Annotated in this window: 14 protein-coding genes and 1 tRNA gene; 10 read left to right on the top strand and 5 right to left on the bottom strand. The window is 68.4% G+C overall.

Annotation, left to right across the window (positions count from 1 at the left end; translation table 11 throughout):
• The first annotated feature begins 269 nt into the window (after nt 1-269).
• Both ACFQ0P_RS15840 and ACFQ0P_RS15835 read left to right on the top strand, forming a co-directional pair.
• Nucleotides 270-881 (top strand): DUF433 domain-containing protein, encoded by a 612-nt coding sequence (locus tag ACFQ0P_RS15840; RefSeq protein WP_204979592.1) that lies wholly within the window; start codon nt 270-272, stop codon nt 879-881.
• Nucleotides 878-1,303, top strand: coding sequence for a PIN-like domain-containing protein (locus tag ACFQ0P_RS15835; RefSeq protein WP_204979591.1), 426 nt, complete (start codon nt 878-880; stop codon nt 1,301-1,303). Before ACFQ0P_RS15840 ends, ACFQ0P_RS15835 begins: the two co-directional genes overlap by 4 nt.
• 2 nt (nt 1,304-1,305) lie before the next feature.
• On the opposite strand, the gene ACFQ0P_RS15830 is transcribed toward ACFQ0P_RS15835, so the two are convergent.
• From ACFQ0P_RS15830 to ACFQ0P_RS15820, 3 genes are all read right to left on the bottom strand, one after another.
• Nucleotides 1,306-1,393 (bottom strand) — tRNA-Phe (locus tag ACFQ0P_RS15830).
• A gap of 37 nt (nt 1,394-1,430) precedes the next feature.
• Complete coding sequence (locus tag ACFQ0P_RS15825) at nt 1,431-1,607, bottom strand: hypothetical protein (protein WP_204979590.1); 177 nt, start codon at nt 1,605-1,607, stop codon at nt 1,431-1,433.
• A 323-nt stretch (nt 1,608-1,930) separates the two neighbouring features.
• Complete coding sequence (locus ACFQ0P_RS15820) at nt 1,931-2,077, bottom strand: helix-turn-helix domain-containing protein (protein WP_082541440.1); 147 nt, start codon at nt 2,075-2,077, stop codon at nt 1,931-1,933.
• A gap of 165 nt (nt 2,078-2,242) precedes the next feature.
• Here ACFQ0P_RS15820 and ACFQ0P_RS15815 point away from each other — a divergent pair, with 165 nt between their 5' ends.
• Nucleotides 2,243-2,854: a hypothetical protein gene (locus ACFQ0P_RS15815; protein ID WP_204979589.1), complete on the top strand. Its 612-nt coding sequence runs from the start codon at nt 2,243-2,245 to the stop codon at nt 2,852-2,854.
• Between the two features lie 381 nt (nt 2,855-3,235).
• Here ACFQ0P_RS15815 and ACFQ0P_RS15810 read toward each other — a convergent pair whose 3' ends face one another.
• Complete coding sequence (locus ACFQ0P_RS15810) at nt 3,236-3,688, bottom strand: pyridoxamine 5'-phosphate oxidase family protein (protein ID WP_204979588.1); 453 nt, start codon at nt 3,686-3,688, stop codon at nt 3,236-3,238.
• Between the two features lie 159 nt (nt 3,689-3,847).
• Here ACFQ0P_RS15810 and ACFQ0P_RS15805 point away from each other — a divergent pair, with 159 nt between their 5' ends.
• From ACFQ0P_RS15805 to ACFQ0P_RS15795, 3 genes are all read left to right on the top strand, one after another.
• Entirely contained in the window at nt 3,848-4,252 is a 405-nt protein-coding gene (locus ACFQ0P_RS15805) for a TM2 domain-containing protein (protein WP_204979587.1), read from the top strand.
• 86 nt (nt 4,253-4,338) lie between these two features.
• Nucleotides 4,339-5,397 carry a zinc-dependent alcohol dehydrogenase gene (locus ACFQ0P_RS15800; protein ID WP_204979586.1) on the top strand — a complete coding sequence of 353 codons (1,059 nt, stop codon included), beginning with the start codon at nt 4,339-4,341 and terminating at the stop codon, nt 5,395-5,397.
• A 123-nt stretch (nt 5,398-5,520) separates the two neighbouring features.
• Complete coding sequence (locus tag ACFQ0P_RS15795; RefSeq protein ID WP_204979585.1) at nt 5,521-6,399, top strand: CPBP family intramembrane glutamic endopeptidase; 879 nt, start codon at nt 5,521-5,523, stop codon at nt 6,397-6,399.
• On the opposite strand, the gene ACFQ0P_RS15790 is transcribed toward ACFQ0P_RS15795, so the two are convergent.
• Nucleotides 6,342-7,100, bottom strand: a complete 759-nt coding sequence (locus tag ACFQ0P_RS15790) for a phosphatase PAP2 family protein (protein WP_204979584.1) — start codon at nt 7,098-7,100, stop codon at nt 6,342-6,344. The genes ACFQ0P_RS15795 and ACFQ0P_RS15790 overlap by 58 nt on opposite strands.
• A gap of 133 nt (nt 7,101-7,233) precedes the next feature.
• Here ACFQ0P_RS15790 and ACFQ0P_RS15785 point away from each other — a divergent pair, with 133 nt between their 5' ends.
• The 4 genes from ACFQ0P_RS15785 to ACFQ0P_RS15770 all read left to right on the top strand — a co-directional run bounded on the left by ACFQ0P_RS15785 (nt 7,234) and on the right by ACFQ0P_RS15770 (nt 12,236).
• Nucleotides 7,234-7,506, top strand: a complete 273-nt coding sequence (locus ACFQ0P_RS15785; RefSeq protein ID WP_204979583.1) for a hypothetical protein — start codon at nt 7,234-7,236, stop codon at nt 7,504-7,506.
• 293 nt (nt 7,507-7,799) lie between these two features.
• Nucleotides 7,800-9,374: a glycosyltransferase family 2 protein gene (locus ACFQ0P_RS15780; RefSeq protein ID WP_204981451.1), complete on the top strand. Its 1,575-nt coding sequence runs from the start codon at nt 7,800-7,802 to the stop codon at nt 9,372-9,374.
• Nucleotides 9,367-10,794, top strand: a complete 1,428-nt coding sequence (locus tag ACFQ0P_RS15775; protein WP_204979582.1) for a glycoside hydrolase family 26 protein — start codon at nt 9,367-9,369, stop codon at nt 10,792-10,794. The genes ACFQ0P_RS15780 and ACFQ0P_RS15775 overlap by 8 nt, the downstream gene beginning before the upstream one ends.
• A 32-nt stretch (nt 10,795-10,826) precedes the next feature.
• Nucleotides 10,827-12,236, top strand: coding sequence for a UDP-glucose dehydrogenase family protein (locus ACFQ0P_RS15770; RefSeq protein WP_204979581.1), 1,410 nt, complete (start codon nt 10,827-10,829; stop codon nt 12,234-12,236).
• Nucleotides 12,237-12,245 lie beyond the last annotated feature (9 nt).

The following is a 12,245-nucleotide window of genomic DNA, read 5'->3' as shown; positions in this document are numbered from 1 at the left end:
AACGGAGAAGACTGGGCAGATCGTCACGCCCCGATATTCCAAACGATCGGGAGCGGATCCTCAGTCGCGCCACTCGAGAGTCGGACGCGTATCGGTCACCGACACCGGCACCAGCTGCCGGTCGGGCGCGCTCAGCACACCGAAGCCGTGCGCGGCACGCGCAGATGCGAGCGATGCGGTGCGCGCAGCGTGGCGCGCACACCCGGAATGGCGAGTCAATGTCGGCCTCGGCCCTAAGATGTGCCCATGGACCGGCTGGGGAGGGCGTCATGACCTATACCCCTGAGCTGGCAGTGAAGCTCTCCGGTGCGACCTCCTATCAGCTAACCAAGTGGCGCCGGACGGGACTCCTCGTGCCTGAAGTGCAGCCGAAGCGCCCGCCGATCTACTCGTATCGAGACGTCGTAGCGTTGCGAGCCATGGTCTTCCTCCGTGCCAAGACTTCGGCTCAGAAGCTGCGCGCGGCGTGGGGCAAGCTCGACATGGTGGCGGTCGCAGATCATCCGTCCGACTTCTCCTTCGGGACCGACGGCAAAGTCATCTTCGTCCGCCGGCCCGACGGCGTTGTCATGGACCTTACGCACAGGCCCGGCCATCTCGTGACGGAGTACACCTTCGAGGAGCTCTTCGAGGAGTTCGATAACTTCCGTGGCGAGACAGTGGTGAACTTCGAACGCCCGGCAAAGAGTCTCACCGTGCACCCTCGTACTCTCGGTGGCTGGCCTGTCGTCGCCGGAACCCGCGTGCCGTTCGACACAATCGCGCAGCTCGTCGACGAAGAGACCGTGTTCGTAGAGGACATCCCGGAGATGTTCCCGCGTGTTTCAGTCGACGCTGCGCGCGACGCGATCGCGTTCAGCCGCGCACTCGAGGCTGCGTGACCCGGGTGACGCGACCTAAGTTCTTCATCGATGAGAACCTGCCACACGAGTACGCAGATTCGCTGCGCCGCCCGTTCCGCGCGGCGCTCTATCGCTCGTACGTTGAGGAGAATCTGCGTCGGACTGAGGACGTCGACATCTTCCCAATCTTGAGCAAGCGCGGCTTCACCGCGATCATCACGCAGGACCGCAAGCAGCTGTTCTACGACGAAGAGCGGGACGGGTTGCGGGCCGCGGGTTTGCACTGGGTCGGCCTCGTCGATATCGATGGCAAAGGCCTCGATTTCCACTCGCAGGCGCTCGCAATGCTGGCGAGCGTGCTACCCGGGCTGATCCGGACCGAGATGGATGGGGCCCACGCGTTCTACGTCACACCCGACCACAAGCGCGTGATACGACCAATCCACGTCGAGCGGATCTGAGTTGTCCGACTGCGGGATTCGAACCCGCGGGAGGCTTTCACCTCCACCGGCTCTTCAGGCGGGCGCATTGGGCCACTCTGCCAAGTCGCCGGACCCTCCCGAGGGAAGGGGGACTCCGAGCGTACCGCTACAGGCCAAGGATTCGCCGTCGGGCAATCTCCTCCGCCTTTGCCCGACCAGCCTGCACGCCAATCTCAGCGGCTCCGTCCGGATTGTTGTCCTCGAAGCGCGCCTTGTTGGCAGCATCCATAGCCGCCCGGAGGGCTTCTGCGTACTCGTCGTCCGTGAGTGTGTACTCGGCCATGGGGCGAGCGTATCGATGCCGTGGAACAGGCGGCAACGAGCGAGGACGATCGGGTCCATGCCCGCGTTCGACGACTGTCTCTTCTGCTGATGTGATCCCCGTCCGCGCTTGCGCTCGAGAGACGGTGGTTGATCGGGCCGCTGAAGTCTCATGGAAGCAGGTCGTTGACGTTGACCGACGTGCTCGCTAGCTATGCCCGCATCGATGCTCGGCACAGGGTGCCTATCCGGGCTGAGGTAGCGGAGCGCCAATTCGCAGAACAACCGCGTGAAGTCGCCGATGGATCGTGCGCCCGTGCTCGAGCTCTCAGTGAGTCTGGGCGGTTAGGGGTCGACTCCGAATACCCGGAGGAGGGCGGCTCGCGGGATCATCCTCCTCGGTCCGAGCTGGACCGTCGGAATCGTCCCGCTTTCGATGCCGAGCTTGATTGTTCGGTAGTCCACGCCGACGAGTTGTGCAGCATCCTTCATCGTCAACGCGAGCGACCGAGGCGACTTGTTCATGGTTCGTCTCCCTAGCGTGCGCAGTGTGTGACAGCACTTGCGCACACCGTACTCCGATTCCGAGCAATGCGCGACATGAATTCCTCACGACATGGATTGCCCTCGTAGACCAGCCATGACAGACTCGCCGACATGACCGAGCTTCACCTCGAATCGATCGCTGCGGAGCGGGTCGACGTGGGTGACGGGATCAGCATCGCTGCTGGATGGGATGCGGTGGTAATGGGGGAGGCCAGCATCCCGGGAGCGGTCAGGATCGCGGTGAGGTACGACCGCGACCTCCGCCGAGTGGTGGCCGCGTCCGTTCGCGTCGACCGTAGCGACGAAGGCGATGAGGTCACGGCTCTCACGTTGCGTGCGGTGCGTGTCCAAGCGGTGGTCGCGGCGTCAGCGATGAGGCTCGTCACTGTTGCGCGTGACGGGGCCGACGCGAAGTCGCTCGACGACTACCGCGCGGACATCCATGCGGCGGAGGAGCGCACAACGGCAGAAGCGATCACCGAGGCCGTGGTGCTCTATCGGATCGCGTTCACGGTGAGCCTGCCTCCATTGCGGTTTGTTGCCGACGAGCTCGAGGTCAGCGTCAGCACGGCGACGCGGATGATGGCAAAGGCGCGCCAGCAGGGTCTCGCCACGGACCTGATCACTCGCGAAACCTATAACCGGATGCAGGAGGAGCAGAACCGGATGTCCGCCCCTCACCAGCTTGGTGGCGCGTCGACGGGGCCTGTCATCGGGCGATAACCCGCGCGATGGGCTGGCCGGGATCAGCTGCGCGGCGTAGCCTGCTAGAGAAGCGTCGGTGCGTATTTCGATTTAAACGCCCGCTGCCCATCTCGCCCGCGATTCGATGTTGAGGTCCCACTCCGTCGGATCGCCCACAAATCGCCCGCACTTGCTCTGAATGTGGGCGATTTTCAATGCATCTGCTTGTCGGTGCATTCCCGCACGAGCCGCGTGATTCCGCGGATTTTGCAGGTTGATGTGGAAGAGGGAATCGCCCACAGCGGAATTCGATTCCCCCCATCTCCACCACTCCGCTGTCACGGAACAGGGCCTCGAGGCCCGCGGAATCACGCGGGCCTCGAGGCCTTTGTTCGTCGCGGTGCGCATCGAGCCGGCGGCTCACGTCCATTGATCGTCCGCCGAGGCCGCGTAGCGATCGGGCTCGGGGCCGCGGCGGAAGCGGCGGCCGGTGATCGACGTCGGGCTGATGCGCACCCAGCGGTACTTGAGGGTGGGGATCCACGGGGTGAGCGGCAGCGCATCTGCCTCGTCGATCTCGCGCTGCAGCTCGAGACGCGTGGCGAAGCCCTTCAGGACGACGCTGGCCGCGACCTGCGGGTCGTACTCGTCGACCTCGAAGGCCACACGCGGGTTCGCCGCGAGTTCGGCGAGCTTCGATCCCGGTGCTGTCCTGAACAGCACGTGCGGGCCGTCCGTCACGTAGTTGACGGGGAAGATGTCGGGCTCGCCCTGCACCGTCACCGCCAGCCGGCCGATCTCGCCGCGCGCGAGCAGGTTCCAGCACTCGTCCTCGCTCAGCGTCCACACCGCCGCATCTCTCAGCTCTGGCATGTCGTGAGTCTCGGCCCCCGTCGCCGCCGGTCTCGGGACGTAAGTCCCGTGCTGCCGGAACCCGCAGCCTCGCGGATGCGGGACCTTCGGCCCGGCAGCCGACCGCCGCGAGGCACACACTGAGGCCGGCGGGAACTGTCGAAAAGAGAGGAAGTCATCATGTCTGCGAATCTCACACCTCACGCCGTCGTTTCCCCAACGCCGCCGCTCCCGAGCGTTCCGCCGGAGCGGTCGTTCATCGCCACGTGGATGTTCTCCTGGTTGCTCGGCTTCCTGGGAGTGGATCGCTTCTACCTCGGCAAGATCGGCACTGGCATCGCGAAGCTCCTGACCATCGGGGGCCTGGGTGTGTGGTGGCTCATCGATCTGATCCTCACCCTCGCGGGCGTGCAGCGCGACAAGGAGGGACGGCTGCTGCCCGACTTCGAGGAGCACAAGATGATGGCGTGGATCATCACCGCGTCGGTGTTCGGACTCTCGCTTCTCACGTCGGCCCTCGCGCAGATCTTCGTCTACATCCCGGCCCGATTCGGACCGATGATGCCGTGGTGGGTCGGCCAGTAGACCTCGCCTCGGCGGGACCTTCGACCCGGATGCCGCGTCGCACGCTGCGCGAGGCTCGAGGCATGTCGAACCATCCTGGAGGAGTCATGCGCATTGCTGAAGTCACGGCGTTCGGATCGCCGGCCACCGTGCAGGAACGCCCGATCCCGCACCCGGGGCACGGGCAGGTCCTCGTCCGCCTCGAAGCGTGCGGGCTGTGTCACACCGACATCCACGCGATGCGCGGCGATTGGCCGGTCAAGCCCACGCTGCCGCTCGTTCCAGGCCACGAGGGTGTCGGGATCATCGAGGAGCTCGGGGAAGGGGTGACGACCCGGACCGTGGGGCAGCGCGTGGCGATGCCGTGGCTCGGGCACGCGTGCGGAGACTGCCGCTACTGCGTCGACGGCAGGGAGAACCTCTGCGAGCGCCAGTACAACAACGGCTACGCGGTGGCCGGCGGCTACGGCGAGTACATGCTCGCGGACGCCCGGTTCGCCACGCCGGTGCCCGACGAGGTGACGCCGGTGGATGCCGCGCCGCTGACGTGCGCGGGCGTGACGACCTACGCGGCGATCAAGAACGCGCACGTGACCCCGGGCGAGACGGTCACGATCTTCGGCGTCGGCGGACTCGGGCACCTCGCCGTCCAGTACGCCCGGCTCGTGGGCGCGAAGGTCATCGCCGTCGACGTCACCGATGAGAAGCTCCAGCTCGCCACGGAACTCGGCGCTGACCACGTCGTCGACGCCCGCGGCACGGACCCGGTCGCCGCCATCAGGGACCTGGGCGGTACCGACGTCAGCGTGGTGCTGGCGGTCGCACCGACTGTCTTCCGTCAGGCGTTCGACGCGCTCAACCGCGGCGGCCGGCTCGTGCTGGTGTCGCTGCCGGCGGGTGGCGAGCTGACGATCCCGATCTTCGACACGGTCCTCAAGGGAATCAGCGTCATCGGCTCGATCGTCGGCACGCGCCAGGACCTCGCGGAGGTCTTCGCGCTCCACGCGGCCGGGCGCACGCGAGTCATCACCGAGGAACGCGACCTCGAGCGGGTCAACGAATCGGTCGAGGAAGTCCTCGCCGGCGCCGTCCCGGCGCGGCTGGTCTTCACGTATCACACGGCCGACCTGGTGCCCACGAGCGACTCCGCCCGCGCAGCTCGCTGAGCTCCGAACGGCGGCGGCGGCGCCCCGGCCTGACGGGCGAGCGAAGGGCGGAGTGCGATGGTGTTCCGGTCGTCCCGAGGGGCCTCGGAGAGCCGGGCTCGACCGACGGAGGGCCTCGTCAGATTGGGTTCGCCCGCCGCCATCCGCGTGGCGTGGATCGCCCTCTGCCTGGCGAGCAGCATCCCGGCCATCGTCTTCGCCGAACTGACCGGAGCGGTGCCTCCGTGGCTCTGGGTCGTTCAGCTCGTCGTCGTCGCGGCGGTCCTCGGCGCCAGCCTTCTCCACCGAGCAGCGAGGCGTCTGTGGCGGTTCGCGGTGGTGCTGATCGCGCTCCTCCTGCTGCTGCAGGTCGCCCCGCTCCTTCACCCCGTCTGGATGCCTCTCCAGGCGCTGCTGGGTGGATCACCGTTCGACGCGCGCATGCAGCCGGAGCAGACCGCCAAGGTCGCGACATCCGTGGTGATGGTGGGTCTTCTGCTCCTGCTCGGACTGAAGCGGCGGGACTTCTTCCTCGCCGTCGGGTCGCTGAAAGCGCCGATCAAGCCGGCGCCCCTCCTGGGCTTTCCCCACCGCGACCCGTGGTACCGGTTCGGTCTTATCTGGGGTTTCGGGATCGCGTTCGCGCTGTTCGCGGTCCCGTACGTGATGATCCGACCGTCCGGTGAGGACCTGCTCGTGGTTGTACCCGCCCTCCCGTCGATCGTCGTCTACGCCGCGGTGAACGCGCTGAACGAGGAGGTCACCTACCGGGCACCTCTTCTGGCCACCCTCGAACCGGCTGTCGGAAGCACGCAGGCCATGTGGCAGACGGCGGTGTTCTTCGGAGTCGCGCACTACTTCGGCACGCCGGGGGGCCTGATGGGCGCGGCGCTCGCGGTGTTCATGGGATGGATTCTGAGCAAAGCGATGGTCGAGACCCGTGGGCTCTTCTGGCCCTGGTTCATTCACTTCCTCAGCGACGTCGCGATCTTCGTCTTCCTCGCACTCGACCTGCTGACCTGACGCCGCGAAGCCGGCGTGCGGGCGGTCGAGAGGAGTTCTCGCCGGACCAGTGCGGCGGTCCACCGTCCCAGCACGGCGCCCGCGACGGTGTCAGAGATGTGATGCTGTCCGCGGTAGATCCGCGAGAAGGCGATCGCCGTCGGAATCCCGTACCGGAGGAGGGGGCCGCGGAGTCGACCGCCACCGGGGTGGTGCCGATCGAGGAGATCGGCCAGCGTGCCGTGGAGCGCGAAGGCTGCCGCGGTGTGCCCGGAGGGGAACGAGGATGTCGCGTGGGGGTGCTCCGGCCGCCACACGCGCTGCGGCCGTGGCCGCCCGACGACGGCCGCGGAGGCGACGAAGCACGCGGTCTCGATCGCGAGCGCCACCCCGGGGGCCACCGCCGAGCGGCGGTCGCGCGTCAGCAGCCAGGTGACGGCGCACCAGGTCGCCCCGGCGGCGATGGTCTGCGGTACGCCGGAGTACCACGAGAGAGGTGCGGTGACCCGATCGATGGGCTCGCGCGTCCGCGCCGGGGCCGCGGCGTCGAGGGCGGGGGCCGGTTCCTCGCCCTGCCCGTGGCCGAAGGCGCCCTGGAGCGCACGGACGGCTCGGTCTTCTCGCGGGTCTTCGCCGCCGATGACGCGCACCGCCCACCCGGCCGCCACGAGCACCGTGACAGCGCCGAGCCCGGGAAGGACGACGCCTCGGAGCAATGGCATGCCCGCAGACTATCCGCGCGAGCGCCGTCGTAGACTTCATGCGCACCGGTGCATCCGAACTCGGCTGACGTCGTCGTCGGCACCGATCACCGGGGCGAGGGCGACCCGCGCGGCACCGACGGCAGGAGTGGACATGGGCGAACAGTGGCACCGCAAGCACCTCGGTGACGACGTGCCGGAGCAGCCTCCCGGGGAAGAGACGATCCTGGGTGCCGCGGGCGATGAGGTTCCGCCCGGGGGCAGGGTCGCCGGGTCGTTCGATCAGGAGTTCCCGGGTGCAGACCCGTACGCGGGCATCCCGGCAGACGAGGTCGGTCTGCCGCCGTTGTCGGAGGCCGAGCAGGAGGCCGTCGCCCGCGAGGCGGATCGGATCGCCGACGATCCCGACGCCCGCGCCGACCTCTGACAGCGGCATCCCGGTCCACTGCCGTGTTTCCGCCGTGATTGCGGGGCGTGACGGCGGTGTGAACCGAACCTGGGAGCGGTGATTCCCGCACCCGGCCGAAGCGCGAGATTTTCTTCCTCCCGACCTGGGATTGCTGGATGCCGTGTCCGCCGGAATGCCGACAAGCGGCGCCCGTAAACGTTACGTGACGGTGTGGGCGTGTCGATTGCGCGGACCGGGCAGGAGGCGTGGACTCGTCATCAACGACGGCCCCCGACGAGGTGGGTTTCCCCCACCCGTTCGGAAGGATCGCCGTGTTCATCTTCCTGCTGCAGGTCCGCCACATGCTGGGCGGATATCCCGAGCTCTATCTGTTCGCGGTCTACTCGCTGCTCATCTGGGGGATGTGGCTGCTGAAGGTGCTCGTGAGCATGCGCTACCGGCCGTACACCGCCCCTCATCGGGCGGGGACGAGCGTCATCATCCCGGTCGTCGACGAGCCGCTCGACCTCTTCCGGGACGTTCTGCGCCGCATCACCGAGCAGAACCCCAGCGAGATCATCGTCGTCATCAACGGCGCGAGGAATCTCGACCTCGAGGAGGTGTGCGCGGAGTTCGCGCCCGCAGTCCGCTGGGTGCACACGCCCATCGCCGGCAAGCGCAACGCCGTCAAGGTCGGGGTGGAGCTCTCGCGCTACGAGATCTCGGTGCTCGTGGACTCGGACACGATCTGGATGCCCGGAACGCTCGACGAGCTCGTGAAGCCGTTCGCGGACGAGCGGGTCGGCGGGGTCACCACGCGCCAGCGCATCCTCGAGCCCGAGCGCAGCTGGATCACGCGGTGGGCGGACTGGCTGGAGAACACGCGGTCGCTCTACTCGATGCCCGCGCAGAGCGTCGTCGGCCAGGTGGGCTGCCTCCCCGGACGCACGATCGCGTTCCGCCGGAGCATCCTCGTGAAGGTCATGGACAAGTTCATGACCCAGAAGTTCATGGGCGTCTTCCTGGAGATCTCCGACGACCGCACCCTCACCAACCTGACGCTGCAGGAGGGCTACCGCACGGTCTACCAGCACACGAGCCTCGTCTACACCGACGCTCCGCTGAAGATCAAGAAGCTCTACAAGCAGCAGCTGCGCTGGGCGCGGGGGAGTCAGTACAACACGCTGCGCATGCTGCCGTGGATGCTGGGACACGCGCCGATGCTCGCCCTGTTCATGGTGATGGACATCGTGCTCCCGTTCCTGCTGGCGGGTGTGCTCATCGGCTGGATCTACCGGGCGACGGTGGGCGCCGGTCAGAACTTCTACGCCGCGATCCTCCAGGAGCTCGGAATGGGCTCGGGAATCCTCTGGGTGGTGGCGCTCATCGTGGTCTCGTCGGTGCTGAGCATGGCGATCCGCCAGCTACGCCACCTCTCCGAGAAGCCGGGCGACTTCCTGCGGCTGCCGGTCTTCATCATCACCTCGACGCTGTTCCTGATGCCCATCCGCCTCATCGGCTTCTTCCGCATGGGCCACGCGAGCGGATGGGGCACCCGGGCGGGCGCGTACGCCGGCGGCGATGCGCCGACCTCCGATGAGCAGGCGTCCACCACCTCCGCGGATGCCGTCAGCGAGCGGATGCACCGCGAGCTCGAGGACTCCGCACCCCTGGAGCCGATGAACCGGCTCTTCGGAGAGATCCTCCCCGAGGAGGACACCGCGCCGCGCACCGGATCGGTCGCGACAGCCGTCGCCGCGCAGACGCGGGTCGCGCGCCGGCTCGCCGTCACCGCGTCCACGCCCGCCCCCGCGGCGGCACCACGCCGCCGCCTGAACCCGAAAGCCGCGTGGCCCTACGTCATCGGCGCCGCCATCATCGCCCTGGAGGTCTGGATCATTGTCTGACAGCACGCCCCGCACCTGGTGGGCCACCAGTGGCCGTGCCTCCAAGCTCACCGCGCTCGGCGGACTCGTCCTGACCGTTGCCCTGGTCGCCACGAGCGCCGTCGTGTGGGCCTCGCCCGGCGGATTCACTCCCGGTCCCAGTGCCGAGGATCAGCTCGCCGCCGCACTGGCCGAGAACGCTTCGCTCCAGGCGAAGCTGGATGCGGCGGACCGCGATACCTCCAACGTCACGCCGACGCCGCGGGCCGCAACGCCGACCCCGACGCCGAAGCCCACGACGACCCCGAAGCCCACTCCGCCCACCCCCGCCCCTCCCGCTCCTGAGCCCGAGACGAACACCGTCGTGGTGTACCGGACGGCCCCCGAGGGCGGCGGCGAGCAGGCGGTCGCGCCGGCGCCGGCGGCACCGGCGAAGCCGCCCGTCAAGCCCGCGATCACCGCGCCGCCGATCGCCACTCTCCTGGCCCCGGAGCAGCGCTACTTCGGCATGTACACGGCGCAGGCCCCGTTCAACTTCGCGACGTTCGACGACGCGGCGCTCAAGGCAGGGACGCGCCAGAGCATGGTGGGGTACTTCGGCGGCTGGGACCAGACCTTCCGCGGCGACGCGGTCGCGCGCTCGTGGGAGCGCGGTCTGCTGCCGATGCTCACGTGGGAGTCGCGGCCGATCGCAGCGGCCAACGACGTCGCCGAAGACCCCGTGTACTCACTCCCGCGCATTCTCGGCGGAGCATTCGACGACTATCTGCGGCAGTACGCCCGCGACATCGTCGCCACCGGCCTCCCGCTCGGCATCCGGCTCAATCACGAGATGAACGGCACGTGGTACCCCTGGGCCGAGCAGAAGACCAACGGCTCCTCGAACAACGGCAACCGGCCCGGCGACTACGCGGCGGTCTGGCGGCACGTGCACGACATCTTCGAGAGCGAGGGAGCGAACGACTTCGTCATCTGGACGTGGGCACCCAACATCGTCAACAATCTCCCGTCCCGCCACCAGGACCCCGCGTACCTGCAGTCCCTCTACCCGGGCGATGAGTACGTCGACCTCGTGGGGATCTCGGGCTACTTGCGCACCCCCTTCGTCTCTGCGAACAACTTCACCTTCGACTACACGTTCGGGGCGACGCTCGACCAGTTGCGCGCCCTCACGGACAAGCCCATCCTCCTCGCCGAGGTGGGCGCGACCGAGAACGGCGGCAAGAAGGTCACGTGGCTCAACAGCCTCTTCGCCTCACTCGGCGAGCCCGAGAACGACGACATCATCGGCCTCGCATGGTTCAACATCGCCGTCACGACGGTGAGCGGGGGCGATCGCGTGACCAATGACTGGCGCATCGACTCCCGCGCCGACTCGCTCGCCGCGTTCCGCGACGGGCTCGCCCGCCCCTCCGCCGACTTCCGTCTGATCCCTTACTGATCCGTCCGTTCCGCGCCCACAGAGGAGATCCCATGTCACCGAACCTCCGGCCCGCTCCCGTCCCCATCGCCGACGAGACGCCCCTGCGCGTCAGCGTCATCGGCACCGGCTACCTCGGCGCCACGCACGCCGCCGCCGTCGCCGAGATGGGCTTCACCGTCATCGGGGTCGACCACGACCCCGCGAAGATCGCCGCCCTCGAGCGAGGCGAGGTGCCGTTCCACGAACCGGGCCTGCCCGAGCTGATCCGCACGCACGTCCAAACCGGACGGCTCAGCTTCACGACCGATCTCGCGGCGGCGGTCGCGGCATCCGATGTGCACTTCATCTGCGTCGGAACCCCGCAGCAGGCGTCGAGCCACGCGGCCGACCTCTCCTTCGTCGAGGGTGCGACGCGTGCGGTCGCCGAGGCGCTGACCCACGACGGCCTCATCGTGGGCAAGTCGACGGTGCCCGTGGGAACAGCGGCGAGACTGCGGGAGATGGTGGATGCCGCGGCCCCCGCCCACCTCCACGTCGAGCTCGATTGGAACCCCGAGTTCCTGCGGGAGGGGTACGCGGTCGAGGACACGCTGCGTCCGGACCGGGTCGTCATCGGGGGAGCCTCGCCGTGGGCCGAGGAGCAGCTGCGGCGCCTCTACGGGCCGGCGATCGCGGCCGGGGCCCCCGTCGTGACCTGCGATCTGCCCACCGCCGAACTGGTGAAGGTCAGCGCGAACGCCTTCCTTGCGACGAAGATCTCGTTCATCAACGCCATCGCGGAGATGTGCGAGAAGACCGGCGCCGATGTGACGACCCTCGCGGACGCCATTGGATACGACGCACGGATCGGGCGTCGCTTCCTCAACGCCGGGCTCGGGTTCGGCGGGGGCTGCCTGCCGAAGGACATCCGTGCGCTGACCCACCGCGCGAGCGAGCTCGGCGCCCTCCAGGTGGCCGGGCTGATGCAGCAGGTCGACGAGATCAACATGTCTCAGCGGCAGCGCGTGGTGGAGCTCGCGATGGAGGCCTGCCCGGTCAACATCCTCAACGCCCGCGTCGCCGTGCTCGGGGCGGCCTTCAAGCCCGACACCGACGACGTGCGCGACTCGCCCGCCCTCAACGTCGCCGCCGCGCTGCACCTTCGCGGCGCGCTCGTCTCGGTGTACGACCCCGAGGCGTCGGCGACGGCCCGCCGCTCGTTCCCGACGCTGAGCTACGCGGCGACGCTCGAGGCGGCGGTCACGGGAGCCGATCTCGTGCTCGTCCTCACGGAGTGGCCCGAGATCGTCGGCGCCGATCCGGTGACCCTCGGACGCCTCGTCGCGCATCGCGCTGTCGTCGACGGACGCCGCTGCCTCCCGGCCGCCGCCTGGCGCGACGCGGGGTGGCGGGTGCGGACGCTCGGCAGCGCGGCGTCGGAGACGGCGGTCGTTCCCGCCGGCGTGCGGGTGGCGGCGTAGGGGCGCCGG

The organism is Microbacterium insulae (assembly GCF_042677065.1).
Classification (GTDB): domain Bacteria; phylum Actinomycetota; class Actinomycetes; order Actinomycetales; family Microbacteriaceae; genus Microbacterium; species Microbacterium insulae.
Note: the sequence above shows the minus strand (reverse complement) of the source record. Positions and strands in the feature narration are given on the sequence as shown.

What these genes read in the sequence shown, in the direction of transcription:
- ACFQ0P_RS15840 (WP_204979592.1), top strand. Translation starts at nt 270, where the DNA reads ATGACCTATACCCCTGAGCTGGCAGTGAAGCTCTCCGGTGCGACCTCC.
- ACFQ0P_RS15825 (WP_204979590.1), bottom strand. Translation starts at nt 1,607, where the DNA reads ATGGCCGAGTACACACTCACGGACGACGAGTACGCAGAAGCCCTCCGG.
- ACFQ0P_RS15820 (WP_082541440.1), bottom strand. Translation starts at nt 2,077, where the DNA reads ATGAAGGATGCTGCACAACTCGTCGGCGTGGACTACCGAACAATCAAG.
- ACFQ0P_RS15815 (WP_204979589.1), top strand. Translation starts at nt 2,243, where the DNA reads ATGACCGAGCTTCACCTCGAATCGATCGCTGCGGAGCGGGTCGACGTG.
- ACFQ0P_RS15810 (WP_204979588.1), bottom strand. Translation starts at nt 3,688, where the DNA reads ATGCCAGAGCTGAGAGATGCGGCGGTGTGGACGCTGAGCGAGGACGAG.
- ACFQ0P_RS15805 (WP_204979587.1), top strand. Translation starts at nt 3,848, where the DNA reads ATGTCTGCGAATCTCACACCTCACGCCGTCGTTTCCCCAACGCCGCCG.
- ACFQ0P_RS15800 (WP_204979586.1), top strand. Translation starts at nt 4,339, where the DNA reads ATGCGCATTGCTGAAGTCACGGCGTTCGGATCGCCGGCCACCGTGCAG.
- ACFQ0P_RS15790 (WP_204979584.1), bottom strand. Translation starts at nt 7,100, where the DNA reads ATGCCATTGCTCCGAGGCGTCGTCCTTCCCGGGCTCGGCGCTGTCACG.
- ACFQ0P_RS15785 (WP_204979583.1), top strand. Translation starts at nt 7,234, where the DNA reads ATGGGCGAACAGTGGCACCGCAAGCACCTCGGTGACGACGTGCCGGAG.
- ACFQ0P_RS15770 (WP_204979581.1), top strand. Translation starts at nt 10,827, where the DNA reads ATGTCACCGAACCTCCGGCCCGCTCCCGTCCCCATCGCCGACGAGACG.